Source organism: Arenivirga flava (assembly GCF_030161575.1).
Lineage (GTDB): Bacteria > Actinomycetota > Actinomycetes > Actinomycetales > Microbacteriaceae > Arenivirga > Arenivirga flava.
In genome coordinates, this window is record NZ_BSUL01000001.1 from 2,374,622 (window position 1) to 2,399,584 (window position 24,963).

Annotated in this window: 25 protein-coding genes and 1 pseudogene; 17 read left to right on the plus strand and 9 right to left on the minus strand. The window is 73.2% G+C overall.

Translation table 11 applies throughout. The features are described 5' to 3' along the window. The first annotated feature begins 31 nt into the window (after positions 1 to 31). From QQK26_RS11480 to QQK26_RS11520, 9 genes are all read left to right on the plus strand, one after another. Positions 32 to 556: a hypothetical protein gene (locus tag QQK26_RS11480; RefSeq protein WP_284232854.1), complete on the plus strand. Its 525-nt coding sequence runs from the start codon at positions 32 to 34 to the stop codon at positions 554 to 556. Then, positions 553 to 1,149 carry a hypothetical protein gene (locus QQK26_RS11485; RefSeq protein ID WP_284232856.1) on the plus strand — a complete coding sequence of 199 codons (597 nt, stop codon included), beginning with the start codon at positions 553 to 555 and terminating at the stop codon, positions 1,147 to 1,149. Before QQK26_RS11480 ends, QQK26_RS11485 begins: the two co-directional genes overlap by 4 nt. 275 nt (positions 1,150 to 1,424) lie before the next feature. Then, positions 1,425 to 2,444, plus strand: coding sequence for an RCC1 domain-containing protein (locus QQK26_RS11490; RefSeq protein ID WP_284232858.1), 1,020 nt, complete (start codon positions 1,425 to 1,427; stop codon positions 2,442 to 2,444). Beyond that, entirely contained in the window at positions 2,441 to 3,091 is a 651-nt protein-coding gene (locus QQK26_RS11495) for a hypothetical protein (RefSeq protein ID WP_284232861.1), read from the plus strand. The genes QQK26_RS11490 and QQK26_RS11495 overlap by 4 nt, the downstream gene beginning before the upstream one ends. Beyond that, the gene (locus QQK26_RS11500) at positions 3,091 to 3,690 is read left to right on the plus strand and encodes a signal peptidase I (protein WP_284234577.1); all 600 of its coding nucleotides are present in this window, start codon (positions 3,091 to 3,093) and stop codon (positions 3,688 to 3,690) included. The genes QQK26_RS11495 and QQK26_RS11500 overlap by 1 nt, the downstream gene beginning before the upstream one ends. 243 nt (positions 3,691 to 3,933) lie before the next feature. Beyond that, positions 3,934 to 4,242 carry a DUF4287 domain-containing protein gene (locus QQK26_RS11505; protein ID WP_284232862.1) on the plus strand — a complete coding sequence of 103 codons (309 nt, stop codon included), beginning with the start codon at positions 3,934 to 3,936 and terminating at the stop codon, positions 4,240 to 4,242. A 32-nt stretch (positions 4,243 to 4,274) separates the two neighbouring features. Further along, positions 4,275 to 4,643: a hypothetical protein gene (locus QQK26_RS11510; RefSeq protein ID WP_284232864.1), complete on the plus strand. Its 369-nt coding sequence runs from the start codon at positions 4,275 to 4,277 to the stop codon at positions 4,641 to 4,643. After that, positions 4,640 to 4,798, plus strand: coding sequence for a hypothetical protein (locus QQK26_RS11515; RefSeq protein WP_284232866.1), 159 nt, complete (start codon positions 4,640 to 4,642; stop codon positions 4,796 to 4,798). Before QQK26_RS11510 ends, QQK26_RS11515 begins: the two co-directional genes overlap by 4 nt. Beyond that, positions 4,795 to 5,268 (plus strand): GNAT family N-acetyltransferase, encoded by a 474-nt coding sequence (locus QQK26_RS11520; protein WP_284232868.1) that lies wholly within the window; start codon positions 4,795 to 4,797, stop codon positions 5,266 to 5,268. Before QQK26_RS11515 ends, QQK26_RS11520 begins: the two co-directional genes overlap by 4 nt. A gap of 367 nt (positions 5,269 to 5,635) precedes the next feature. Here the strand turns inward: QQK26_RS11520 and QQK26_RS11525 are convergent, their stop codons facing one another. From QQK26_RS11525 to QQK26_RS11560, 8 genes are all read right to left on the minus strand, one after another. Further along, positions 5,636 to 5,992: a GntR family transcriptional regulator gene (locus tag QQK26_RS11525; RefSeq protein ID WP_284232870.1), complete on the minus strand. Its 357-nt coding sequence runs from the start codon at positions 5,990 to 5,992 to the stop codon at positions 5,636 to 5,638. Next, complete coding sequence (locus tag QQK26_RS11530; RefSeq protein ID WP_284232872.1) at positions 5,989 to 6,924, minus strand: hypothetical protein; 936 nt, start codon at positions 6,922 to 6,924, stop codon at positions 5,989 to 5,991. The genes QQK26_RS11525 and QQK26_RS11530 overlap by 4 nt, the downstream gene beginning before the upstream one ends. 67 nt (positions 6,925 to 6,991) lie before the next feature. Then, positions 6,992 to 7,663, minus strand: a complete 672-nt coding sequence (locus QQK26_RS11535) for a TetR/AcrR family transcriptional regulator (protein ID WP_284232879.1) — start codon at positions 7,661 to 7,663, stop codon at positions 6,992 to 6,994. Between the two features lie 55 nt (positions 7,664 to 7,718). Continuing rightward, a complete protein-coding gene (locus QQK26_RS11540; RefSeq protein WP_284232881.1) occupies positions 7,719 to 8,993 on the minus strand; it encodes an FAD-binding protein in 1,275 nt (424 codons plus the stop codon). A gap of 5 nt (positions 8,994 to 8,998) precedes the next feature. Next, positions 8,999 to 9,625, minus strand: a complete 627-nt coding sequence (locus tag QQK26_RS11545; protein ID WP_284232883.1) for a DUF4982 domain-containing protein — start codon at positions 9,623 to 9,625, stop codon at positions 8,999 to 9,001. Continuing rightward, positions 9,559 to 11,415, minus strand: coding sequence for a glycoside hydrolase family 2 protein (locus tag QQK26_RS11550; RefSeq protein ID WP_284232885.1), 1,857 nt, complete (start codon positions 11,413 to 11,415; stop codon positions 9,559 to 9,561). Before QQK26_RS11550 ends, QQK26_RS11545 begins: the two co-directional genes overlap by 67 nt. Before the next feature lie 90 nt (positions 11,416 to 11,505). Further along, entirely contained in the window at positions 11,506 to 12,111 is a 606-nt protein-coding gene (locus tag QQK26_RS11555) for a TetR/AcrR family transcriptional regulator (protein ID WP_284232888.1), read from the minus strand. Continuing rightward, positions 12,108 to 12,761: a TetR/AcrR family transcriptional regulator gene (locus QQK26_RS11560; protein ID WP_284232892.1), complete on the minus strand. Its 654-nt coding sequence runs from the start codon at positions 12,759 to 12,761 to the stop codon at positions 12,108 to 12,110. Before QQK26_RS11560 ends, QQK26_RS11555 begins: the two co-directional genes overlap by 4 nt. A gap of 199 nt (positions 12,762 to 12,960) precedes the next feature. Between QQK26_RS11560 and QQK26_RS11565 the strand changes: the two genes are divergently transcribed. The 8 genes and pseudogenes from QQK26_RS11565 (at position 12,961) to QQK26_RS11600 (ending at position 24,474) form a co-directional block, all read left to right on the plus strand. Next, positions 12,961 to 14,487 (plus strand): ABC transporter substrate-binding protein, encoded by a 1,527-nt coding sequence (locus tag QQK26_RS11565; protein WP_284232894.1) that lies wholly within the window; start codon positions 12,961 to 12,963, stop codon positions 14,485 to 14,487. 83 nt (positions 14,488 to 14,570) lie between these two features. Next, positions 14,571 to 15,512 carry an ABC transporter permease gene (locus tag QQK26_RS11570; protein ID WP_284232896.1) on the plus strand — a complete coding sequence of 314 codons (942 nt, stop codon included), beginning with the start codon at positions 14,571 to 14,573 and terminating at the stop codon, positions 15,510 to 15,512. Then, positions 15,509 to 15,649: pseudogene (locus tag QQK26_RS11575) on the plus strand (hypothetical protein); the annotation flags it as partial. The gene QQK26_RS11570 and the pseudogene QQK26_RS11575, both read left to right, overlap by 4 nt. Before the next feature lie 101 nt (positions 15,650 to 15,750). Further along, the gene (locus QQK26_RS11580; RefSeq protein ID WP_284232898.1) at positions 15,751 to 17,304 is read left to right on the plus strand and encodes a dipeptide/oligopeptide/nickel ABC transporter permease/ATP-binding protein; all 1,554 of its coding nucleotides are present in this window, start codon (positions 15,751 to 15,753) and stop codon (positions 17,302 to 17,304) included. Continuing rightward, positions 17,301 to 18,173 (plus strand): ATP-binding cassette domain-containing protein, encoded by an 873-nt coding sequence (locus tag QQK26_RS11585; RefSeq protein WP_284232900.1) that lies wholly within the window; start codon positions 17,301 to 17,303, stop codon positions 18,171 to 18,173. Before QQK26_RS11580 ends, QQK26_RS11585 begins: the two co-directional genes overlap by 4 nt. 123 nt (positions 18,174 to 18,296) lie before the next feature. Further along, a complete protein-coding gene (locus QQK26_RS11590) occupies positions 18,297 to 20,732 on the plus strand; it encodes a beta-glucosidase family protein (RefSeq protein ID WP_284232902.1) in 2,436 nt (811 codons plus the stop codon). Positions 20,733 to 20,734: 2 nt separating this feature from the next. Beyond that, positions 20,735 to 23,530 (plus strand): alpha-L-rhamnosidase, encoded by a 2,796-nt coding sequence (locus tag QQK26_RS11595; protein ID WP_284232903.1) that lies wholly within the window; start codon positions 20,735 to 20,737, stop codon positions 23,528 to 23,530. Further along, a complete protein-coding gene (locus QQK26_RS11600; protein WP_284232905.1) occupies positions 23,527 to 24,474 on the plus strand; it encodes a nucleoside hydrolase in 948 nt (315 codons plus the stop codon). Before QQK26_RS11595 ends, QQK26_RS11600 begins: the two co-directional genes overlap by 4 nt. Positions 24,475 to 24,661: 187 nt before the next feature. Here QQK26_RS11600 and QQK26_RS11605 read toward each other — a convergent pair whose 3' ends face one another. After that, positions 24,662 to 24,910 (minus strand): hypothetical protein, encoded by a 249-nt coding sequence (locus tag QQK26_RS11605; RefSeq protein ID WP_284232907.1) that lies wholly within the window; start codon positions 24,908 to 24,910, stop codon positions 24,662 to 24,664. Positions 24,911 to 24,963: the final 53 nt, after the last annotated feature.

The following is a 24,963-nucleotide window of genomic DNA, read 5'->3' on the forward strand; positions in this document are numbered from 1 at the left end:
GCTCGGCCTCGCAGTGCTCGGCATGATCCCGGTGCTCGGCATCGCCGCCACATCGGCGGCGTTCACCGACTCGGCGCTCATCGAGCTCGGCACGGGCGTCTCGGGCTCGGCTATCGGCCATCCCGGCCGGTTCGACCTCGCCGTGCTCGACGACGCCGGCCTCCCGCAGGACGCGGCGGAGGATGCGCAGGCGGTGCGGCTGAGCGTCACCGGCTCACCCGTGCTGTCGCAGGACGATCCGGTGGTGATGGTCGTGAGCATCCTCAACCGTCCGGGCAGTCCGGACGGCGACGTGGTCATCGAGCTGTACGATCCCGACCCCGTCGCCGGTGACCCGTTCGGTTCGCTCCGTTTCGACCTGTACCTGGCGGGATCGACGGTCCCGGCCATCGCCGGGGCCTCGGCGGACGAGGTCAATCGCGCCGGGATCGTGCTCGAAGGGCTGGCCTCCGGCGAAACGCGGACGGTGCGGCTCGAGGCGACGATCGAGCAGCCGCCCGCCGTCCCGGGCTCCGGAACCCGGATCGGCCTCCGGGGAGTGGGGGAGACCCGATGAACGGCCTTCGAGGCGTGCTGGCGACCGGTATCGCCGCGGGCCTGCTGGTGCTGCACGCCCCGGTCCCGGCGTCCGCGGACGGCTCGGCGGTCTCCGTCGAGCCCGAGACCGTCGCGATCGATGTCCCCGCGCCCGGCCACAGCACCACCTGGTCCATGTCGGTGACGAATCGCACGCACCAGGCGCTGCCGCTCGCGGTCGCCGTCACCGGAGCCGAGGGGCCCGTCACGACCGGAGCGACCCCCGTCGTCGTCACGCTCGCGTCGACCTCCGGCGACCGGCTGATCGACGCGACCCCCGCCGGTGAGCTGGTCGGCAGCACGGTGCCGCTCGACGCGCTCGCGCCGGGGGAGACCCGTGAGCTGCGCGGCGAGGCGGCGCTGCCGCAGGAGGCCGATGACCGCTATCAGGGCGCGGGAGGCCGCCTGACGTTCCGGTTCGTCGCATCCGTCGAATCCGCCCCCGCGAACGCGCCGGCCCTCGGCCGAACGGGTGCCGAGGTCGCAGCCGGTCTCGCGCTCACCGCGACGCTGCTCCTCGGCGGCATCGCGTCCATCATCATCGGCCGTCGACGGAGGACCCGGAGTGAGTGAACGGAATGCGAAGCCGGCTGCGGCCATCTCCCGGCGCGGCGTCTTCACGCTGCTCGGGCTCGGCGCGGCCGGGGTGTTCGCAGCCAGGGCGCCGCAACCCACGAGCGCTGGATACACGGACCGGGTGCAGGCGGCGTCGGCCTTCCTCGCGACGGAGGCGGTGCCCACCTTCCGGCCCGGACTCGCAGGGCACTCGCGGATGTACCAGACCGGTCTCGGTCTGTCGGTCGCGGGCGAGGTGATGGTCTGGGGCGACCTGAGCTTCGGGATCGCCGGTGGCGGCGCCTCCCTGGCGAGCGGGCCGCCGACCGTGGTGCCGGGGCTTCCCCATCCGGCAGGTCACCGGCAGTTCGCGGAACGCCAATGCGATCGACGCGACCGGGCAGGTCTGGGGCTGGGGCTCGTTCGCGGACCGGGACGGAACCGACGGCGCGGCCCCGGCCAACTCGCCGCGGCGCATCCGCATCGGCACCCGGTCGGGCGGAGCCGGTGCGCTGCTCGACGGGGTGATGACGCTGTCGTCGACGGAGTTCGCGGGTGCGGGCATCCGTGCCGACGGCACCGTGTGGCACTGGGGATCGTCGGAGGAGTACGGCGGCAACGCGGGCAGCGGTGCGAGCCAGCTGGGCGGGCTGCCGGACCCGACCTCGCCCGGCAATCGGCCGATCTACATCAAGGGCGCCTCGACCAACTTCTTCCTGCTGCTCGAGAACGGCGACGTCTACTACTGGGGCGGCACGACCGCCAACTCGCTGCCCTCGGGGCTCGGCGGTGTCGGCGCGAGGGCTGCTCGCATCCCGAGCCTCGCGCCCTGGGCGCGGCACGTCGTCGGCGAGGCGGGCCCGTACATCGTGGCGGTCGACGGCGGCAGGGACATGGGGGCTGCGATGCTCTCCGACGGTCAGGTGCTGACCTGGGGTTCGAACGCGGGTCGGATCGGCGGGCGCGGGACGGAGACCGCGCCGGCGAGCGAGCCGGCGATCAACCCGGGCCTGGCGGGCATCCGATCGATGCGGTTCTCCTTCACCGGCGCGCTGTTCCTCGACGGGCAGGGCGGCCTGCACGGTTACGGCGCCCCGGACGACCAGGCCGCCCTGCCGCTGGTCGCGGGGCCGATCGACACCGCGGTCAGCCTGGTCACCGCGGGGCAGGACTTCTTCCTCTGGCAGCGCGTCGACGGCACGTTCTGGGGACGCGGCTACAACCCGGATCGCGCCCTGGGCGATCCTCGCGGTACCCAGGCCGCGAACCGTCAGGTCTCCTGGGACCTCTCACCGCTGAGGATCCCAGCATGAGCGGCCGGACGGAGCGGACTCGTGCGCGACCGCTCCTGCTGCGGACGGGTGTCGCCGTGCTCGGGCTGCTCGTCCTCCTCGCTGCCGGAACCACCGGGGCGGCCCACACGGACGGGGCACGACTCGGCCTCGGGGGCGCCGGCATCGGCCCCTCGGAGCGCTTCGACATCGGTCTGGTCTCGCAGGGCAGGGCGCTGCAGGCCGATCTGCCCTCGGGTGCACCCTGGGCCGTGCCGGGCGCCGGCGAGCTCGTACCCGGTCGCACCATCACCACCGAGCTGCCGGTCTTCAACAACACGCCACGCCTGCTGGCCGACACGGCGATCGCGATCGTCGCACGGGAGGGCGGGACGGGCGACGGCGTCCCGGACATCACGCCCTTCCTGCGCTTCACCGCCACCCTGGCCTCCGGCGCCGTGCTCTTCGAGGACGCCGTGCTCGCGGACGCCTCGGGCAGCCTCGGCGCCCTCGCTCCCCGCGGGGCGCCGCCGCTGGACGGCGGCGAGGCCTTCACGCCCGGCGAGCCCGGCAGCCTCGACACCATCACGCTGAGCATCGAGTACCTCGACGAGCCGGGGGTCGAAGCGCTCAACGGCGGGCAGTCGGCGCTGTCGCTCCGCTTCGACGCGGGTTCGGTGACGTCGTGATGGGCGTCTACCGGCGCGGTCGGCGCCGTCGGCGGGCGCTCGCCGTGCTGGTCGCGGCGCGGTCCGCCCTCCTGACCGTCGCCGCAGCGCTCGGGGCGGTGTGCATCGCGGTCTTCCTCGTGTGCTTGGTCGCGAACGTGCGCCCGCTCATCGTGATGTCCGGATCGATGGAGCCGGACATCCCCGTGGGCTCGGTCGTGTTCTCGCAGGTGGTCGGGGTCGGCGAGATCTCGGTCGGTGATGTCGTCACCGTCGAGCGGCCCCGAGACCTGGGGCTGATCACGCATCGCGTCGTCGCGATCGCCCCCGAGGCCGACGGCGCGGTGTCGCTGACCCTGCGCGGGGACGCGAACGACAGCGACGATCCGCAGCCCTACGTCGTGAGCCAGGCGGGTGCGTACCGTCTGCACCTGCCCTGGTTCGGGTACGTCTCGGCATGGTTGCGGACGACCTCGGGTCTGCTCTGCGCCGCCGCTGCCGTGGTCGCCTTCCTCGCGCTGTACCTGCTCGATCCGCGGCGGTTGGGCGCACGTGTCGCAGGGGGCCGGCCGTCCAGACCATCCGGGCGTCGCCGACGCGTCCCGGTGAGAGGTGGGTGACGTGGCGTTCCCGGTCGCTGCGCACCCCCGAGATCGTCAGCGCTCCGCCTTCCGACGGAGCGAGCGGGCGGACCCGGGAAGCGGTCCCCGGCTTCCCGCGCCCGGCACCTGACGATCGATGGCGGCGGGGGATTCGGCCCCCGCCTCCGCGGGGCGGTCCGTTCGGAGACGGGCCGCCCCGCTCGCCCGCGCTCCGGGCGAGCACCCCTCCCGTTCGGCGCCGCCGGGCGTTACGCTGCCGCCATGTCGTTCCAGGCGTACCTCGACGCGGTCGAGCAGAAGACCGGCCTCACTCCGCGCGAGCTCGCCGCGATCGCGCAGCAGAGGGGCCTGGCGGAGCCGGGCGTGAAGGCCGGCGAGATCCTCGCCTGGCTCAAGCAGGACTACGACCTCGGGCGCGGTCACGGCATGGCCATGGTGCACGTGATCACCAAGGGCGCTCGGATCGACGACAAGCACGTCGGCAAGGCCGGCGCGCACGGCGACGAGTCGAGCGAGCTCTGGCTCGACGGTGCGGCGAGCAGGCCGGCCGACTGGGGCTCGCGGGGGTGAGCTCCGGAGGAGCGCGTGATGAGGGGTGCGGCGTGTGCGCCGCGCCCGCCAGCGGAGCTGCCGGCGACGTCTTGGCGCCGACGGGCGAGCGCACCTCGCGTCGGGCCGTCCTGAGCGTCGGCCTGGGACTGCTCGCGGTCGCCGCGCTGCCGCTCTCGCTGCTCTCGGCGATGTACGTGACGGGGCTGCCGCCGCAGATCGGGATCGTGGCGGTACCGGCGGGGATCGCGGCGATCGCGGCGGCCTTCGTAGCGCGGCGCGAGCTGCGGCGCGACGAGACGCTCACCGGCTACGGGCTCTCGCTCGCGGGACTCGTGCTCGGCGTCGTGGCGCTCGGCCTGTGCGCCCTGCAGATGGCGATGCCCCTCATCCTCGTGCTCGGTGTTCTGGTGAGCACATGAGCGGCGTTGCGGTGGTGCCGCCCGGCACCGGGTACACGGTTCAGCGGTCCCTGCTGCACCGGGCCGGTGTGCGCGAGCGGGTGCCGGGCGTCCGGCTCACCCCTGTGCTCGCCGGCGCCGGCTCGCGCGCTGCCGCGTCCGCCGATGCGCTGTGACGCTGCGCATCCGCTCGGCGACCTCCGGGGATGCGGCCGCGCTCGCGGCGTTCATGCTGGAGGAGTGGGATCGAGCGCATCGCGGGGTGCTCGCTGACGAGCTGTTGGACGCTCGCCGTGCCGAGCCGCCCGATGCGCGGCGGCGGCGGTGGTCGGAGCGCGTGGCCGGCGGCGGCGTCCTGGTCGCGGAGCTGGAAGGCCGACTCGTCGGCACGGTGCGAATCGACGGTGTCGATGGGGAGCTCGGACCGCAGCTCGGCTCGCTCATCGTCGCCGCCGCCGCTCGTCGCCGGGGGATCGGCGCCGGTTTGATGCGCGCATCGATCGGGCGACGTGCGGCGCACCTCTGGGTGTTCGAGAGAGCCTCCGGCGCGCGGCGGTTCCACGAACGGCAGGGCTTCCGTCTCGACGGCGTACGACGACTGGATGCCTTCGGGCCCGAGCTGCGCATGGTGCGCCGCGCCGGCTGAGCGGTCGCGGTTCGCGCGATGCCCGAGGTGTCGCATCCGCTCGGCGAGCCGGGCCGGTATGCGACGTCGCTTCGGAACGCGACCCCGCGCCGTTCTCGGTCGCTCCGGCGGGCGGAGTCCCGCGTCGAGTTGCCGCGAATGGCGGCCTCGGGGGTCGCGAAGCAGCCATTCGCGGCAACTCGACGGCCGCGGGTTCCTGCTGGGCCTGCGTGGGGGATCGAGTGGGTGCCGTCCGCACGGAGCCGAGCGGCATCGACCGGCACCGCGATGCCTCGGGTCGCGCCCGGCGGGTGTTCGCAGGGTGACGGACCGACCGGTGATGCGCCACGGCACGTCGCCGCTGGAGAGGGCGGAGCGGCGCGGACGCCTACGCCCCGAGCGCCGCGCGGGCGTAGGCGAGCGCCTGCTCGGGGCTGACGCCGAGCCGCAGCACGCGGTCGGCGTAGGCGCGCGCGGCCTCCTGCACGGCCTGCTCGCCGGGGTCGCCCTGGGGGCGGATGAAGCTGCCGTTGCGCCCGCGGGTCTCGATCAGGCCGTCGGCCTCGAGTTCGCGGTAGGCGCGTGCGACGGTGCCGGGTGCGACCCCGAGATCCTCGGCGAGGCGGCGCACGGTCGGCAGCCGTGTGCCGGCGGCGAGCGATCCCGCGCGCGTCTGCTCGACGACCTGCGCGCGCAGCTGCTCGAACGGCGGGGTCGGCGACTTCGGGTCGATGACGACGATCATCGGGCACCGCCGTGCGCCGACGAGGCCGCGGGTGCCGCCGGACCAGCCGCATCCGCGGGCGCGGCGGCGAGCTCCGGCCAGAGGCGACGCTGGTAGTGCCGGCCGGGCTTGACCAGGAGCGCGATCGGGATCAGCACGAGCACCGCGGCGACGAGCAGCAGGAACACGGCGCCGCCGACGGCCGCTGCGATCCAGCCCGGCAGCGGCAGCTCGGTCAGCACGTGGAGCGGACCGGCGAAGGCGCCGAAGAACCCGGCCGTCAGCGGCAGGGTGAGGGTGTCGCGCAGGACGCTGGCGCGCAGCGCGTCGTTCCAGGCGAGCTGCTGGGTGCTGCCGGCGGGCACGCTCCGCCGGAGGACGCGACGGGCGTTCAGCTCCCACGCCACGGCGATCGCGACCACGATCGCGGCGTATCCGGCCCACCAGGCGGCTACGGCGCCCGATCCGCTCGCCCCGGCGGTGATCGCGGACCCGATGCAGGCCAGCACGGCGAGACCGCAGAGCGCGCGCGCGCCGACGAGCTCGAAGGCGGGGACGTAGTCCTGGATGCGCGCCGCGCCCACGCGGGCCATGCGCGGCGTGCCCTCGGGTACCCACGGACGACCGGCGCCGGCGGAGACGGCGATGCAGAGGGCGACGCTGCCGTAGACGACGAGAACGGTGACGATCCCGGTCGTCGCCCCCGGCTCGACCCCGGCGAGCCCGAGGCCCATGAGCACCACAGCCGCCAGAACGAGGCCGCCGGCGAAGGACAGGGAGCGCGCCTGCACGCGCCGCAGGACCGTGCGATCCACCTCGGCGGTGACGGCCAGGTTCACGGAGCGGGAGAAGCTGCGCACCGGGCTCGAGCGGCTCGACCGCGGCACGGCGATGGCGGCGATGAGCACGCTGCCCGCCGCGAGGATCAGGGCGATGACCTGCATGGTCGACATGTCGGACCTCCAGTTTGTATCGGTTCTGTACCATCGTACTGATACAAACATGCAGCGCAACCCCCGGTCACCCCCGCGGGAACTGGAGCGGTGGAGGGGTCCACGGCTGCACGAGCGGGGCGACGGCCGGGGAGAGCGCGCCGCGCAGCTGGCCGGTGAGGCCCTCGAGGAAGAGGCCGTCCTGCAGCGCGCTCGCCGGCGCATCCGCCGCGCGCATCGCGGGCCAGAGCCCGGCGAGCAGCACGACGGTCATGGTCGCGAAACCGCTCGCCGGTGTGCCGTGCATGGCCGGAAAGCTGCGGCGCACGAGCGCGGCCAGCCGCGCACCGCGCTCGGCGACCCGCGCGTCGACCTCGGGTTCGAGACCGGCGGGCACGTTGCGGCGCAGCACCGCGTCGAGGTGTGCGAGCAGCTCGCACAGCAGCGGGCGCCGGTCGAGCGAGGCGGCCAGCAGCCCGGCGAAGCCGCTGTCGCCCGACAGGCCCGGCCCGGGCATCCGGCCCTCGAGCTCGTCGAGCCAGTCGCTCCACTCGGCGAAGAGCAGCTCGAGGAACACCATCTCGCGCGTGGGGAAGTAGCGCAGCACCGCCGACTTGGCGACGCCCGCCCGCTCGGCGATCTCGCGCAGGCTGGCCTGGCCGAGCGGATGCACGCCGAGCGTCGAGCGCGCCGCCGCGAGGATCTGCGCTCGTCGGGCCGCGATCTGCTCCGGGCGCCGCGCCCGCTGGAAGTCGGTCACACCCCCAACGCTATCGGACCGGCGTTCCGATATTTAGCGGAACGCCGGTCCGCTATCAGCGCTCGAGGATGCGGTCGATCAGCGGGCCGCCGAACTTGGCCCGCGGGTCGCGGGCGGCGACCAGGTCGCGGAAGTCCCGCATCCGCTCGTATCGAGGCGCCGTGCGCAGCGTCTCGTCGTAGACCTTGCCCCAGTGCGGGCGCATCTCGAAGGGTTCGAGCGCCGCGTGGATGGCCGGCAGCAGCGCGTGCACGGCGGAGGGCAGGTTCTTCCAGGTGAAGTGGATGCCGAGGGTGTCGCGACCGTAGGCGCCGCTGAGCCAGAGCTCGTCGGCGGCCACGGTGCGCAGCTCGGTGATGAGCAGCGCGGGGGCGATCGACTCGCCGAGCGCCCGCACCGCGGTGAGCGCCTCGCGGGCGGCGGCGCGCGGCACGAAGAACTCGCTCTGGATCTCGTCGCCGGCGCTCGGCGTCGCGTCGAGGCGGAAGTGCGGCAGCTGGTGGGACCATGGGCCGGGCCGCCCGCCCTGCAGGGTCGAGTTGCCGTTCTCGCTGGTGTCGACCGCGTCGCCGTCGCCCGCCTGCTCCCCGTCGGCGGCGTGCGCGCCGAAGCGCTCGGCGGGGATGGGGCCGGTGCCCTCCTCCATGCGGGTCTTCACCCAGAGGGACTGGGCGGAGTCGCCGAGCCAGTCGGTGAAGACGCTGACGCTGTAGCCGGCGCCGCTGACGGCGTCGAAGTCGTCGAGCAGCGCGTCCCACGGCAGGTCGGTGAAGACCTCCTGGCGCACCTGGTAGCTCGGCTGCGTGTCGAGGGTGATCCGGGTGACCGGGCCCAGCGCGCCGAGCGCGACCACGGAGCCGTCGAAGCCGGGCTCGCCGCGCCGCACCGTCCAGAGCGAGCCGTCCGGTGCGATCCGCTCGACGGCGCGCACCGCGGTCGACAGCGAACCGTTCGCGTTGCCCGAGCCGTGCGTGCCGGTCGCGGTCGCCCCGCCGATCGAGATGTGCGGCAGCGAGCCGAGGTTGTGCAGCGCCCGTCCGCGCTCCTCGAGCCAGGCGGCGAGCACGCCGTAGCGCGTGCCGGCGCCGACCGTGACGGCATCGCCGTCGAGCACGGGGTCGGCCGGCACGTCGAGCAGGCTGAGCAGCGCGCCGTCGGTGTCGGCCAGGCCGTTGAAGGAGTGCCGCGTGCCCAGCGAGCGGATGCGGGGCGAGGCCGCCACGAGCTCCTGCGCCTCGGCGATCGTGGTCGGGGCGTGCAGGCTCGCCGCCGCGAAGGCGTGCGTGCCGGCCCAGGTGCGGCCGGGGGTCGTGACGTCGTCGTCGCTCATGACGATCAGCCTGCCACGGTCAGCGCGACGGTGCGCTCCTCGCCTCCGCTCGCGACGGTGACGGTGATGGCGCCCTCGGCGAGCGGACGGACGACCGCGATCGCGCGCCCGTCGAACGTCGTCGTGCGGTCGGCCAGGTACGACTCGGTGGTGTCGGGACGCGCGCTGCCCAGGCCGAGCAGCTCGCCGGCGCCCTCGACCCGCACGACGACCCCGCGGTCGCGGTCGGGCACGAGGAGGCCGTCGGCGTCGGCGAGCTCGATCTCGACGTGCGCCAGGTCGCCGACGCCCAGGCGGAGCTCGGGGCGGTCGACGCGCACGGTGAGGCCCGCCTCGCCCGCGGTGCGCAGCGCGTGACGGCCGGTCTCGACACCGCCCGTCCGGGCGATCGCGATCAGCTCGCCGCGGCTGAAGGTCGTCTCGAAGACCGCGCGGTAGCGGTGCTCGCGGCCGAGCGGGGCGGTGCCGAGGGAGACGCCGTCCTGCAGCAGCTCCACCTCGTCCGCGTCGCCGTAGACCTCGATCGCGACGGGGGTGCCGTCGGCGACGTCCCACGACCAGGTGCTCACCGCATCCGTCCACGACCAGGGGCCGCCAGCCTGCAGCAGGCCGTCCAGGCGCGGGCGGCGCACGGCCAGGTAGGGTCGCTGCGCAGGCCGAAGACGATCTCGCGGTAGTAGGAGGCGGGGCGGCGGTGGCCGGTGATGTCGAGGTCGCCGCACCAGGCCAGCTGGTACGGGTACGGGCCGCTCGTGCCCGAGAAGGCGCCGCCGGTCTCGGTGTAGTCGATGCGGCCGATGCCGGCCTCGCCGAGGTAGTCCCAGCCCGTCCAGGTGAAGTCGCCGATGACGTGTGGCAGTTCGGCGACCAGCGGCCAGGAGAGGTCGATGCGGCTCGGGAAGGTCTCGCTGCCGACCGCGATGCGGTTCGGGAAGCGCTCCGCATCGCTCGCGTAGCGCGTCTCGCCGTAGTTGAAGCCGGCCACGTCGAGCGCGGCGAAGCTCTCCTCCGTGCGGTCGGTGACGAGGTCGCTCGCGACGAGCTCGCTCATCCGTGCGCCCATCGACGCCATCTGCGCGTTGATGTCGACGGGGCCCGCATCCGCATCCGCTCCGCCCATGGGCGGCAGCTCGCGGATGATCGAGACCAGGCCGTTGATGCCGTTGGTGGTGAAACGGCTCGGGTCGAGACGGTGCAGCTCGTCGGCGAGCAGGCGGCCGACGCGCGAGCCGTGCGGGCGCCCGGTCTCGGGGATCTCGTTGCCGATCGAGTAGAGCACCACGCTGGGGTGGTTGCGGTCCTTCGCGACCATCGCCGCGAGGTCGCGAAGGGCCCACTCGGCGAAGGTCAGCGAGCCGTCGAACGGGCTCTTCGCCTCGTTCCACATGTCGAAGGCCTCGTCCATGACGAGCACGCCGTGGCGGTCGCAGGCGTCGAGCAGCGCGGGGCTGATCGGGTTGTGCGCGCTGCGGATGGCGTTGAAGCCCGCCTGCTTGAGCAGCCGCACGCGGCGCTCCTCCGCGGCCGCGATCGAGCGCGCGCCGATGACGCCGTTGTCGTGGTGGATGCACGTGCCGCGCAGCTTGACCACCTCGCCGTTGATGCGCAGGCCGTGCTGGGCGTCGAGTTGGATGCGGCGGATGCCGAAGGTCGCGGACTCGGCGTCGACGCCGTCCGGTCCGGTCACCGTGACGACGGCCTCGTGCAGCACGGGGGAGTCGGGGCCCCAGAGCGCCGGCTGCGCCACCCAGATGCGCTGCCGCGCGGTGCCGGTCTCGCCGGCGAGCAGGGTGATGGGGCTGCGACCGGCGCCGACGACCTCACCACCGGGTGCGCGCAGCTCGGTCTCGACCAGCACGGTGCGGGTGCGCACGGAAGCGTTGACGACGCGGCTCTCGACCTGCACGATCGCGCCGGCGTCATCGAGGTCGGGCGTGGTGACGGTGACCCCGTCGACGGCGAGGTGCACGCGCGGCCCGGTGAGCAGGTGCACGTCGCGGTGGATGCCGAGGCCCGTGTACCAGCGGGAGTCCTTGTGGGCGCGGGCCTCGACGCGCAGCACGGCCGTGCCGTCCTCGAGCAGGTAGGGGTCGAGCGGCACGCTGAAGCGGGAGTAGCCGCTCGTCCACTGACCGGCGAAGGCGTCGTTCACGAAGACGACCGCGTCGCGGTAGACGCCGTCGAGTACGAGGGTGCTCACCTGCGAGGGGTCGACCCGCACCGTGCGCGCGTACTCGACCGCGCCGCCGGGGAAGTAGCCGCCGTGCTCGGCTGAGGGCGCCTCGGGCGAGCGGGGCAGCTCGAGCATCGCGTCGTGCGGCAGCGTGACGGGCTTCGCCGGTGCGACATCGCCGCCGACCCCGTCGAAGAGGCCGCGCTTGGGGGAGACGGTCCAGCCGTCGAGGAGGGGAGCGGATCGCATCGGTCGCCTTCGATCGTGAGCGGAGCGAACCCCCAACGCCCGTAGGGGGTTCGTGGACGCGACGGTATCACGGACCTCGTCGGGCGGTGCTCAGACCTCGACGCGGGTGATGCGGCGGAAATGGCCCCGCAGCACCGCCACCACCTCGATGGCCCCGGGGTCGAGCAGCCACTGGGTCTGCGCGCCGTCCCAGATCGCCAGCGTCGACAGCGCGGCCTCCTGCGGCGTCACATCCTCGGCGAGCAGGCCGGCCTCGGCCATCGCGTCGAAGCCGCGCAGGAAGTCCCGGCGCGTGGTCGCGTGCCGGTCGCGGAAGAAGTCGGCGCTCGGGTGGTCCACCGTCGTCGACTCGGCGAGCAGCACCGTGTAGAGGCCGATCACGCCGGGGTTGGCGGCGTTGCGCTCGGCCAGCCGGATGAGCGCCGCGGGGAACTCCGCGGGCTCGATCTCCTCGTCCCAGTGCAGCGCCTGCGCATCGCGGCTCACCTTGTCGGCGAGCACCGCCTCGAGCAGCACGTGCTTCGAGCCGAAGTGGTGCAGCAGCGACGACGCGTCGATGCCCACGCGGCCCGCGATGTCCTTGAGCGATCCGGCCCGGTAGCCGGACTCGCCGAAGACCTCCGCGGCGGCGTCGACGATCTCGCGCCGTCGGGCTGCGGTCCCGCGGTACGGCCCGCGCTTGCCCGTCGTCGTCATGCGAGGTCGATCGTGGTCACGCCGCCGAGGAACGTGCGCAGCTCTTCGGCCATGTCCAGGGCGTCCCGGTCGAGCAGCCACTGCACCTGCAGCCCGTCCATCATCGCCACCGTCGCGCGCGCCGCGCTCTCGGGGGTCAGGCCGGGGCGCAGGTCCCCGTCGTCGGCGACCTTGCGGAAGGAGGCGGAGATCGACCGATGGGTCCACTCGTAGCGGTTGCGGAAGTACTCGTGCGCGGGGTGGTCGGGCGACGTCGCCTCGGCGGAGAGGGTGCAGAAGAGCTCCACCACCCCCGGCTGGGTCGCGTTGTGGGCGGCGAGCGCCACCAGCCCCCGGATCGAGTCGGCTCCCACCATGGTGTCGAGCGGCACGTAGTCGTAGGAGTGCTGATCGCGGTGCTCGAGCACGGCGATCAGCAGCTTCCCCTTGCTGCGGAAGTGGTGCAGCAGGCCCGCCTCGCTCATGCCGACGCGATCGGCCACGGTGCGCAGGGCGCTGCCCCGGTAGCCGCTCTCGGCGAACACCTCGAGGGCCGCGTCGAGGATCGCCTGACGCGTCTCCTCGCTCTTCGCATAGCTGCCCCGTGGCCCGCGGCGACCCGTGCTCTTCGCCGGCGCCGGTTCCCGCAGCGCCGTCATCCCATCCGTCATCGGACCCCTCCTGAATCGCCAGCGCAAGGTTAACCCCCGATGAGGGGAGCTTTCGCCGACACGCGTCGAACGGCCCGCTGCGCTGCGGATCACGAGTGCATCACGGCCGAGAATAAAAATCTAGTGACCACTCGGTATTCGTGCTAGCGTCCCCGATCACGAGCGATCCACTGGCGGATCGCCTCAACCGAAAGGGACGATGATGTTCCGCTGGAAGGCCACAGCAGCCGCCGTCGCAGTCTCCGCCCTCGCCCTCACGGGCTGCGCAGGACCGGGCGGCGGGGGGACCGGAGGATCCGGTTCCACCACCCTCACCCTCGGCGCGATCACCTCGCCCACCACCTTCGACCCGGCCGGTTCCGAGTGGGGCAACCGCGCCCCGTTCTACCAGGCCGTCTTCGACACCCTGCTCCTCGCCACCCCCGAGGGCACGATCGAGCCGTTCCTGGCCACCGACTGGTCGTACAACGACGACAACACGGTGCTCACCCTCACCATCCGCGACGATGTGACCTTCAGCGATGACACCGAGCTGAACGCCGACGTCGTGGCGCAGAACCTGCTCCGCTTCAAGGACGGCACCTCGCCCGACGCCGGCTACTTCGACGGCGTGCAGAGCGTCGAGGCGCCCGACGCGACGACCGTGGTCATCACGCTCGGCGCGCCGGACCCCGCGTTCCTGAACTACCTGACCCGCGACCCGGGCCTCGTCGCGAGCCCCGCGTCGTTCGACAGCCCGGACATCGCCACCGACCCGATCGGCTCCGGTCCCTACATCCTCGACACCGCGGCGACCGTCACGGGGACGAGCTACTCGTACACGAAGAACCCGGACTACTGGAACCCGGACGTGCAGCACTACGACAACCTCGTCATCAACGTGCTCGCCGATGCCACCGCATCGCTCAACGCCATCAAGGCCGGCGAGGCCAACGGCGTGAAGCTCGCGAACAACGACAACCTCGGCGAGGTCGAGGGCGCCGGCTGGACGGTCAACGCCAACGAGCTCGACTTCCAGGGACTGCTGCTGCTCGACCGCTCGGGCACCGTCGAGCCGGCCCTCGCGGACGTGCGGGTGCGGCAGGCGCTGAACTACGCCTTCGACCGCGAAGGACTCCTGCAGGCGCTGCAGGCCGGCAACGGCACGGTCACCACGCAGGTGTTCCCCGAGACGTCCGAGGCGTTCGACCCCGAGCTCGACGACTACTACACGTACGACCCCGAGAAGGCGAAGGAGCTGCTCGCCGAGGCCGGCTACGCCGACGGGCTCGTGCTGCAGCAGCCGTCGTCCGCGCTCCTCGGTGCGAACACCTACACGCTGATCGAGCAGCAGCTCAACGACGTGGGCATCCAGGTCGAGTACACCGACCCGGGCAACAACTTCATCGCCGACCTGCTCGCGCCGAAGTTCCCGACGTCCTTCATGGCGCTCGAGCAGAACCCCGACTGGCAGCTCATCCAGTTCATGATCGCGCCCGGTGCCGTCTTCAACCCCTACAAGGCCGAGGACCCGGTCATCGACCAGCTCATGACCGACATCCAGTTCGGCGACGAGGCCACGCAGGCCGAGAAGGCGAAGGAGCTCAACCGCTATCTCGTCGAGCAGGCCTGGTTCGCGCCCTTCTACCGGGTGCAGGGCAGCTTCGCCACCGATGCGAACACCACCGTCGAGGTGCTGCCGACCAACGCGTTCCCCGCCATCTACGACTTCCAGCCCAAGGGCTGAGTCGTCGACGGGGCCGGACCGCCACCACGCCCGGCGGTCCGGCCCCGCCCACCCCGTGTCCCCGCGACTCAAGGACGAGTAACGTGCTCAGTTTCATCGTGCGACGGCTGCTGTCCGGCGCCGTCCTGCTCTTCGTCATCACGACCGTGGCCTACGCGCTGCTGTACGTGGGCGGCGGCGACATCGCCCGCCGCATCCTCGGTCAGAACGCCACCCAGGAGGCGGTGGCCGCCAAGGCCGCCGAGCTCGGTCTCGACCGCCCCCTCTGGGAGCAGTACGGCGGCTGGCTCTCGCAGGCCGTCACCGGCGACCTCGGACGCTCGTGGTTCAGCGGCCAGCTCGTCTCGGTCGGCGTCTCGAGCCGCCTGGCCGTGACGCTCTCCATCGTGATCGGCGCGGTCCTCATCGCCGCGGTGATCGCCGTCGTGCTCGGGGTGCTCGCCGCGGTGCGCGGCGGGGTGGTCGACCGCATCGTGCAGTTCATCTCGGTGCTCGGCTTCGCGATCCCCGGCTTCCTCATCGCGCTCGGCCTCGTGCTCGTCTTCGCGATCAACCTGCGGTTGTTCAAGGCCACCGGATACGTGCCGATCACGACGGACGTCGGCGGATGGATCGCCTCCGTCACCCTGCCGGTGATCGCCCTCGCGATCGGCGCCATCGCCTCCGTCACCCAGCAGGTGCGCGGATCGGTCGTGGACGCTCTGAGCCGCGACTACGTGCGCACCCTGCGCAGCCGCGGACTCGGCAGCGGCCGCGTCGTCTACAAGCACGTGCTGCGCAACGCGGGCGGCCCCGCCCTCGCCATCCTGGCGGTGCAGTTCGTCGGCCTGCTCGGCGGCGCCGTCATCGTCGAGCAGATCTTCGCCCTCCCCGGACTCGGCCAGCTCGCCGTCCAGTCGACGACCAACGGCGACATCCCGATCGTCATGGGCCTCGTGCTCGCGACCGCGTTCATCGTCGTCATCGTCAACCTCCTCATCGACCTCGCCCAGGCGGCGCTGAACCCGAAGGTGCGTCTCTCATGACCGAGCTCGTCGCCCCCGTGCCCGTTGCCGCTCCGGCCCGCGCGCGCGTCTCGCTGCTGCGCCGGCTCGTGCGCAACCCGATCGGCCTCATCGCGCTGGTCTTCCTCGGCCTGGTCGGGATCGTCGCGGCCTTCGGCCCGCTGCTGGCGCCCGGCGACCCCAACGCCGCCTCGCTGCAGGCGATCCTCGCGCCCCCGGGGGCGAGTTCCCGCTCGGCGCCGACGGCTCCGGCCGCGACGTGCTCTCGCGTCTGCTCGCCGCGACGCAGATCAGCATCGCGGCGGCGCTCGTCGCGGTCGTCGTCGCGCTGGTCCTGGGCGTGGTCGGCGGCCTGCTCGCCGGCTACTACGGCGGCTGGTTCGACAGCGTCTCCTCCTGGCTCACCGGGCTCGTCATGGCGCTGCCGGGCATCGTGGTCCTGCTCGCCGCCCGCGCCGTGCTCGGCCCGTCGGTCTGGCTCTCGATGGCGATCTTCGGCGTGCTCATGTCGCCGGCCTTCTTCCGGCTGGTCTACGCATCCGTCACCGCCGTGCGCAACGAGCTGTACGTCGACGCGGCCCGGGTCTCCGGCCTGCGCGACGGCCGCATCATCTCGCGGCACATCCTCTCGGTGGTGCGCGCACCCGTCATCATCCAGTCGGCGATGATCACGGGCATCGCGATCGCCATCCAGTCCGGCCTCGAGTTCCTCGGGCTCGGCGACCTGTCGGTGCCGACCTGGGGCAGCATGCTCAGCGACGGCTTCGCCAAGATCTACAACGCCCCGCTGCTCATGCTCTGGCCATCGCTCGCGATCGGCCTCACCTGCATCTCGCTGACCCTGCTCGCCAATGCCCTGCGCGACGCGCTCGAGCGCACCGTGTCGACGCGCAGGCGCCGCCGCGAGGGCAAGGTCAACGGCGCTCCGGCCGAGCGGACCGCGGTGGTCGGCCACCAGGACGACGCCCGCGCCGCCACGGGCGAGGTGCTGCTCAGCGTGCGCGATCTGCACGTCGGCTACGACCAGCCCGACGGCTCGCTCACGCAGGTGGTGCACGGCATCGATCTCGACATCCGCCGCGGCGAGGTGCACGGCCTCATCGGCGAGTCCGGATCGGGCAAGACGCAGACCGCCTTCTCGGTGCTCGGGCTGCTCCCCTCGGGCGGACGCGTCACCCGGGGCACGATCGACTTCGGCGGGATCCAGCTCGCCGGGGCCGGCGAGGGGGTCTTCCGCAAGGTGCGCGGCAAGCGCATCGCCTACGTGCCGCAGGAGCCGATGTCGAACCTCGACAGCGCGTTCACCATCGGATCGCAGCTGGTGGAGCCCATGCAGGTGGTGCTCGGCCTCTCCAAGAAGGAGGCCACCGAGCGTGCGCTCGCGCTGCTGGCGCGCGTCGGCCTGCCGGACCCGAAGAAGACCTTCGCCTCCTACCCGCACGAGATCTCCGGCGGGCAGGCGCAGCGCGTGCTCATCGCCGGCGCGGTCAGCTGCGATCCTGAGCTGCTCATCGCCGACGAGCCCACCACGGCCCTCGACGTCACGGTGCAGGCCGAGGTGCTCGACCTGCTGCGCGACCTGCAGGCCGAGTTCGGCATGGCGATGCTGCTCGTCACCCACAACTTCGGCGTCGTCGCCGACCTGTGCGACCGGGTGTCGGTCATGCAGTCGGGCCTGATCGTGGAGACCGGTCCGGTGCGCTCGATCTTCAACCACGCCGAGCACCCCTACACGCAGTCGCTGCTGGACGCCATCCTCGAGGACGGCGAGCCGAGAGGGACCCTCGGGTCCCGGAAGGAGGTGTCGGCGTGAACGAGTCGCTCCTCGACATCCGCGACCTCGAGGTCACCTACCCGATCAAGGGGATCGGCAAGCAGCCGTTCCGCGCCCTCAAGGGGGTCTCGCTCGACATCAGGCCCGGCGAGACCGTCGGTCTGGTGGGCGAGTCCGGTTCCGGCAAGACCACGCTCGGCCGCGCCGTGCTGGGCCTGGCTCCGGTGACCGGCGGCAGCATCCGCTACCGCGAGAAGGAGATCGGCAACCTGCACCGCCGTCAGCGCAGGGCGCTGTCGAGCGAGATCCAGGTCGTGTTCCAGGACCCGTACTCCTCGCTGAACCCGTCCCTGACGATCGAGCAGATCCTGAGCGAGCCGCTCACCGCCCGGGGCGTCGACGGCAGGGCCGCCCGCGCCCGCGTGCGCGAGCTGCTCGGACAGGTCAACCTGCCGGCCGACACCGCCGACCGCCTGCCGCGCGAGTTCTCCGGCGGCCAGCGCCAGCGCATCGCCATCGCCCGCGCACTGGCACTCGACCCGAACCTGATCGTCTGCGACGAGCCGGTCTCGGCGCTCGACCTCTCGACGCAGGCCAGGGTGCTCGACCTCTTCATCGAGATCCAGGAGCGCACGGGCGTCGCCTATCTCTTCATCTCGCACGACCTCGCGGTGGTCCGCCACATCAGCCACCGGGTGGCCGTGATGTACCACGGCGAGATCGTCGAGTACGGCGACGGCGACCAGGTGACGGCGCGACCGGAGCATCCGTACACCCAGCGGCTGTTCATGGCGGCGCCGGTGCCCGACCCCGATCGCCAGGAGCAGCGCCGCGCCGACCGCCGGCGCCTGCTCGCCGAGCAGTCCGCGGCGGACGAGCAGGCGGGCGCCGGGCTCGGCGCAGCCTGACCCTCGCCCGGGTGCGGGTCCGCAGGACTCGCACCCGGGCGATCATCCCGCCGCGCCATCGCGGCGGCGCACGACCGCGACCGGCATCGGAGCCGGCCACGCGCATCCGTCCTGGAGGACATCATGACCACCGCCCCCGCCCACCTGATCGCGCTGCTCGAGCGCCTCACCCTCGAGGAGAAGGCAGCGCTCGTGTCGGGCGCCGACTTCTGGACGACGACCCCGCTGCCCTCGATCGGGCTGCGGGCGATGACGCTGTCGGACGGCCCGGCCGGCGTGCGAGGACCGGTCTGGGATGAGCGATCGCCGTCGCTCAACATGCCGTCGGCGACCGCCCTGGCAGCGTCGTGGGACCCGACGATGGCCGAGCGCTACGGTGCCGCGGCGGCCGCGGAGGCGCGGCGCAAGGGCGTCGACGTCGTGCTCGGGCCGACGATCAACCTGCACCGCACGCCGCTCGGCGGCCGGCACTTCGAGTGCTTCAGCGAGGACCCGCAGCTCACCGGCGTGCTCGCCGCCGCCTACGTGCGCGGCCTGCAGCGCAACGGCGTGGCCGCCACCCCGAAGCACTTCGTGGCGAACGATTCCGAGACCGACCGCTACACCGTCGACGTGCGGGTCGACGAGCGCGCACTGCGCGAGCTCTACCTGCTGCCGTTCGAGCGCGCGGTCGAGGCCGGGGCCTGGGCGCTCATGTCGGCCTACAACGCCGTCGACGGCGTCACGATGAGCGAGAACGACCTGCTCGAGCAGCCGCTGAACAGCGAGTGGGGCTTCGACGGCGTCGTCGTGAGCGACTGGACCGGCGTGCGCTCCCTGGCGTCGGCCTCGGCGTCGCAGGACCTCGCGATGCCGGGTCCGGCGCCGGCCTGGAGCGGTCAGCTCGTCGCCGCGGTGCGCGACGGACGGGTGGACGAAGCGGATGTGGACCGCAAGGTGCTGCGCCTGCTGCAGCTCGCGGAGCGGGTCGGCGCCCTCGGCGACGCCGGTCCCGCCGCCGTGCAGGCGGAGGAAGGGATCGCCTTCGTCCGCGAGGCGGAGATCGAGGGCACCGTGCTGCTGGCGAACCGGGGCGAGCTGCCCTGGTCGAGCGCCCCCGCGTCCATCGCCGTGATCGGGCACAACGCGCTCGAGGCCCGCACGCAGGGCGGCGGCAGCGCCACCGTGATCCCCGAGTCGATCGTGACGCCGCTGGACGGCATCCGCGCGGCCTTCCCGCAGGCTGCCGTCGAGTACCGCGTCGGCGCGGTCGTGCAGGAGGGGGTCGCCGAGCTGCCCCTCGCCCGCATCGTCAACCCGGTCACCGGTGAGCCGGGCGTGCGCGTGAGCTTCCTCGACCGCTCCGGTGCCGAGATCTTCGCGGAGGACCGGCGCGCCACCTCCCTGGTCTGGTTCGGCGGCGACGCCCCGATCGCGCGTACCGGCACCATCGTGCTCGAGACCGTGTTCACCCCGGAGTCCGATGACGAGGTGCGGCTCGGCTTCGCCAGCGCGCAGCGCGGACGCATCCTCGTCGACGGCGAGCTGCGACTCGACGAGCAGCCCGAGCTCACCGGCACCGACCTCGGCGCCGCGTTCCTCAACCCGCCGTCGGCGACCGCGATCGTGCCCACGCGCGCGGGCGAGGCGCTGCGCATCCGCGCCGAGTTCACGCTGCCCGAGGGCGAGCACGCTCTCGCCGGCGCCGCGGCGGTCAACCTCGGCTTCGCCCCCGACGACCGCGACCCCGAAGCGCTCATCGCGAGCGCAGTGGAGGCGGCCCGAGCCGCCGAGGTCGCGGTGGTCGTCGTCGGCACCAACTCCCGCGTCGAGTCCGAGGGATACGACCGCGAGGACCTGAACCTGCCCGGCCGTCAGGACGAGCTCGTGCGAGCGGTCGCCGCGGCGAACCCCCGCACGGTCGTCGTCGTGAACGCCGGCGCACCCGTGCTCCTGCCCTGGCGTGACGAGGTGTCGGCCATCGTGCTCGGCTACTTCGGTGGACAGGAGTTCGGATCGGCGCTCGCCGACGTGCTGTCGGGAGCCGCCGAGCCGGGCGGCCGGTTGCCGAGCACGTGGCCGGCCGCCCTCTCCGACGTGCCCGTGCTCGACGTCGTCCCGACGGACGGCGTGCTCCGCTACGAGGAGGGCATCCACATCGGCTACCGCGCCTGGCTGCGGGCCGACGTCGAACCGGCATGGCCCTTCGGCTTCGGGCTGGGGTACACCACGTGGTCGCTCGGCGACGTGCGCGTCGAGGGCTCCCTGGCGGGCGACGACGCCGCGCTCGCGGTGTCCATCCGCAACACCGGCGATCGGGCCGGCAAGCAGGTGCTGCAGGTCTACGCCGAGCGCACCGGTTCCGGCGTCGAGCGTCCCGTGCGCTGGCTCGTCGGCTCGGCCGTCGTCCGAGCGGATGCGCAGACCTCGACCGAGGCCCGCATCGAGGTGCCGGCCCGCGCGTTGCGCCACTGGACCGGCGGACGGGACGGCGCCTGGGCGCTGGAGCCGGGCGCCTTCACCCTGCGGGTCGGCACGAGCGTCGCCGATCTGCCGATCTCGACCGCGTTGGAGGCGTGAGCATGCCCCGCATCGACTCCCTGCGCGCCGAGCTGCGCACCGACACGCCGTACGTCGCCACCCCGACGCCGCGGCTGAGCTGGACCGTCACCGATGCGGCGGGATGGATGCAGGCCGCGGCCGAGCTGAGCGACGGCGGCGATCCGGTGCACCTCGACACGCGGGACTCGCACCTGGTCGCCTGGCCGTTCGCGCCGCTGGCGGCGGGGGAGCGCCGGGAGGTGCGGGTGCGCATCCGCTCGACGGAGGGCGCCGCGACGGACTGGAGCGAACCGCTCGCCGTCGAGGCCGGCTTCCTCGCGGACGGAGCCTGGACGGCCGAGCCGATCGGCCTCGCGGACCCGGTCCGCCCCGCGCAGCCGACGCTCCTGCGCACGAGCTTCGCCGTGGACCGTCCGCTGCGGCGGGCCCGGCTGTTCTGGACGGCGCTCGGCGTCGCGGCCCCATCGCTCAACGGCGAGCCGGTCGACGACACGGTGCTGGCCCCCGGTTGGACGAGCTACCGCCAGCGCCTCGTGCACGAGACGGTCGACGTCACCGCGCTCGTGCGCGAGGGCGAGAACGTGCTGGCCGCGGCGCTCGCCGGGTGCTGGTACACGGAGCGGTACGGCTTCTTCGTCTTCGCGAAGCGGGTCTACGGCGAGCAGCCCCGCTTGCTCGCGCAGCTCGAGCTGGAGTTCGAGGACGGCACGACCCGCACCGTCGCCACCGGCCCCGGCTGGCGCGCGCACGGCGAGGGCCCGACCGTCGACAGCGGACTGTACGCGGGCGAGCGCTTCGACGCACGCCGGGTGATCGACGGCTGGGACGAGCCCGGCTTCGACGACACGGAGTGGGCGGATGCGGCGGTCGGCCCCGAGACGCCCGGCACGCCGATCCCCGTGCCCGAGGCCCGCATCGCGCCGCCCGTGCGGCGGGTCGGCGAGCTGCCCGTCGCGGCGGTGCTCGACGCGCCCGACGGCGGCCGCATCCTCGACTTCGGCCAGAACCTCGTCGGCTGGCTGCGCATCCGCGCCGAAGGCCCCGCCGGCACCGAGCTGACCCTGCGCCACGCCGAGGTGCTCGAGCGCGGCGATCTGGCGCTGCGCCCGCTGCGCAACGCGGCCTCGACCGACCACGTCGTGCTCGGCGACGATCCGCTCGAGTGGGAGCCCACCTCCACCTTCCACGGCTTCCGCTACGCGCGGGTCGACGCCGACGCGGCGATCGAGCTCGAGGTCACCGCGGTCGTGGTCGCCAGCGACCTCGAGCGCACCGGCTGGTTCGAGTCGTCGCACGCGATGCTCGACCAGCTGCACGAGAACGTGTTCTGGGGCATGCGCGGCAACTTCCTGTCGATCCCGACGGACTGCCCCCAGCGCGACGAGCGCCTCGGCTGGACCGGCGACATCCAGGTCTTCGCGCCGACGGCGACCTTCCTCGGCGACGCCGACGGCTTCCTCCGCTCCTGGTTGCGCGACCTCGCGCACGAGCAGGGCGACGACGGCTCGGTGCCCATGGTGATCCCCGCGGTGCTCTCCGGCTTCGCCGGGGGCGGCTCGGTCGCAGCGTGGGGGGACGCGACCACCATCGTGCCGTGGACGCTCTGGCAGCGTCGCGGCGACCTGGGCGTGCTGCGCGACCAGTACCCGAGCATGCGGGCGTGGGCCGACTACGAGCTCGAACGCTCCGGTGGCTCCGGGCTCTGGGCCGGGGAGATGCAGCTGGGCGACTGGCTCGACCCCGACGCCCCGCCGGACAAGCCCGGCGCGGCGAAGGTCGACGGCGACATCGTGGCGAGCGGTTACCTGGCCCGTTCGCTGCGCATCGTCGCCGACACCGCGGCGCTGCTCGGGAACAGCGACGATGCGACCCGGTACGGCGGGCAGGCCGAGTTCGCGCGCGAGACCTTCCTGGCCAGTTACGTCACCGCGAACGGGCGGATGATGTCGGATGCGCCGACCGCCTACGCGCTCGCGCTCGGCTTCGACCTCGCGCAGGACCCGCAGCTGCGCCAGCGGCTCGCGGACCGCCTGGCCGACCTCGTCCGCCGCCGCGGCTACCGCATCGCCACCGGCTTCGTCGGCACCCCGCTGGTCGTCGACGCGCTCATCGAGCACGGGCACCGCGCGGCCGCGGAGCGCCTGCTGCTGCAGACCGAGAACCCCTCGTGGCTGTACCCGATCACACAGGGCGCCACCACCGTCTGGGAGCGCTGGGACAGCCTGCTCGAGGACGGCTCGGTGAACCCCGGCGAGATGACGAGCTTCAACCACTACGCACTCGGCGCGGTGGCCGACTCGCTGCACCGGCACGTCGCCGGCCTCGCCCCCGCGGCGCCCGGGTACCGGCGCATCCGCGTGGCGCCGCGTCCGCTCGAGGCGCTGGAGCGCGCATCCGCTCGTCACCGCACGCCGTACGGCCTCGCCGAGGTCGCGTGGCGTCGGGAGGGCGACGAGATCGTGGTGACCGCGCTGGTGCCGGCGAACACCACCGCCGAGGTGCTGCTCGACGGCGCGGAGCCGGTCGAGGTCGGCTCGGGCGCGCACGAGTGGCGCGCGCCGGCCCCGCGGGCGGAGGCACCGCGAGGACCGTACGGCCTCGACTCGTCGACCGCGAGCGTCATCGACGACCCGCGCGCCTACCGCGCGCTGCTCGACGCCGTTGCGCGGCACGACCCGGATCGAGCGGATGCGGTGCGCCGCGGGACCGTCTGGGCGGAGCGCCGCACCGTGTCGCAGTCGCTCATGTTCGCCCCGCCCGCGATGCTCGACGACGTCGACGCCGCGCTGCGCGCCATCGGCGAGGATGGGGCATGACCCTCGCCACCGTCCGCCCCCGCATCCGCGTGATCGTCGACAACGACTTCTCCGGCGATCCCGACGACCTGTACCAGCTGGCGCACCACGTGCTGTCGCCGTCCGTCGAGATCCCGTTCGTGATCGGCTCGCACCTCCGGCCCGGCGACCACTTCGACCCGAGCGAGCAGCAGGCCGAGAACGCGGTGCGCGTCGCGCGGGGCCTGCTCGACCTCATGGGCTCGTCGGTGCCCGTCGTGCAGGGCAGCAACGTCGGCCTGACGGATGCGGCCACCCCCGTCGACTCGCCCGCGGCGCGCGCGATCATCGCCGAGGCGCTGCGCGACGACACCGAGCTGCCCCTGTTCGTGGCCGTCGGCGGCGGGCTCACGGAGATCGCCAGCGCGCTGCTGCTCGAGCCCGCGATCGCCGAGCGCCTGACGGTCGTGTGGATCGGCGGGCCGGAGTACCCCGGCCGCCCGAAGCCCCCGGGCATCGACGGCAGCGAGTACAACCTGCGCATCGACATCCCCGCCGCGCAGGCGGTGTTCGCCTCGACCATGGCGCTGCACCAGTTCCCGCGTGACGCCTACCGCCAGGCGCTCGTCTCGCTCGTCGAGCTCGACGTGCGCGTGCGCCCGCACGGCGAGCTGGGCCACCGCCTCGCCACCGCCATCGACGCGCTCGGCGAGACGCTCGCGACGCACGGCTTCCTGGGCGGCGAGACGTACTGCCTGGGCGACAGCCCGCTGGTGCTCGCCACGGCGCTGACCACGACGTTCGAGCCGGATGCGGCCTCGAGCGCCTGGGAGGTGCGCGCGGCCCCCTCGATCACCGACGAGGGCGAGTACGGGCCGGTGCCGGAGGGGGCCCGCGACATCCGCGTCTATACGCGGGTCGACACCCGGCTGATGTTCGAGGACTTCTTCCTCAAGCTCGAGCGGTGGGCGGGGGCGCGGCCATAGGGGTGGGCCCGGCCTGCCGACGGCCTGCCGCCCGGTGCGCGCCCGCGCATCGGGCCCGGCTCATCGCGTCTCGGCGCTGGAGTTCAGGAGCCGGGAACCGACACGCCGGGACCGGCGTGCTCCGCGCCGGCGTGTCGTGCATCCGCTCCTGATTTGCAGCAGCGGGCGGAGCGATCCGGTGCTGCGCTCAGGTGGCGCCATCGTCGTCGACAGCCCCAACCGCGGCGTTCCCTGCGCGCGCCGAGCGCAGCACCGCACCCACCACGGACCCGTAGGCACTGCCGGAGAAGGCGAAGACGTGCCGCGGATGCGGGGAGGCGCCGAGCAGGACACCGAGCACGATGCCGACCACGGCGGCGACGCCGGCCGTGATGATCGCGACGAGCATCCAGGGAGCGGGCTCACGGCCGATTCCAGCGCGGTGGGCGTCGGTCACTGCCGTTTGGTTCGCCGCCCCGTGTCGAGCGCTTGACGGTAGTCGGCGACAGT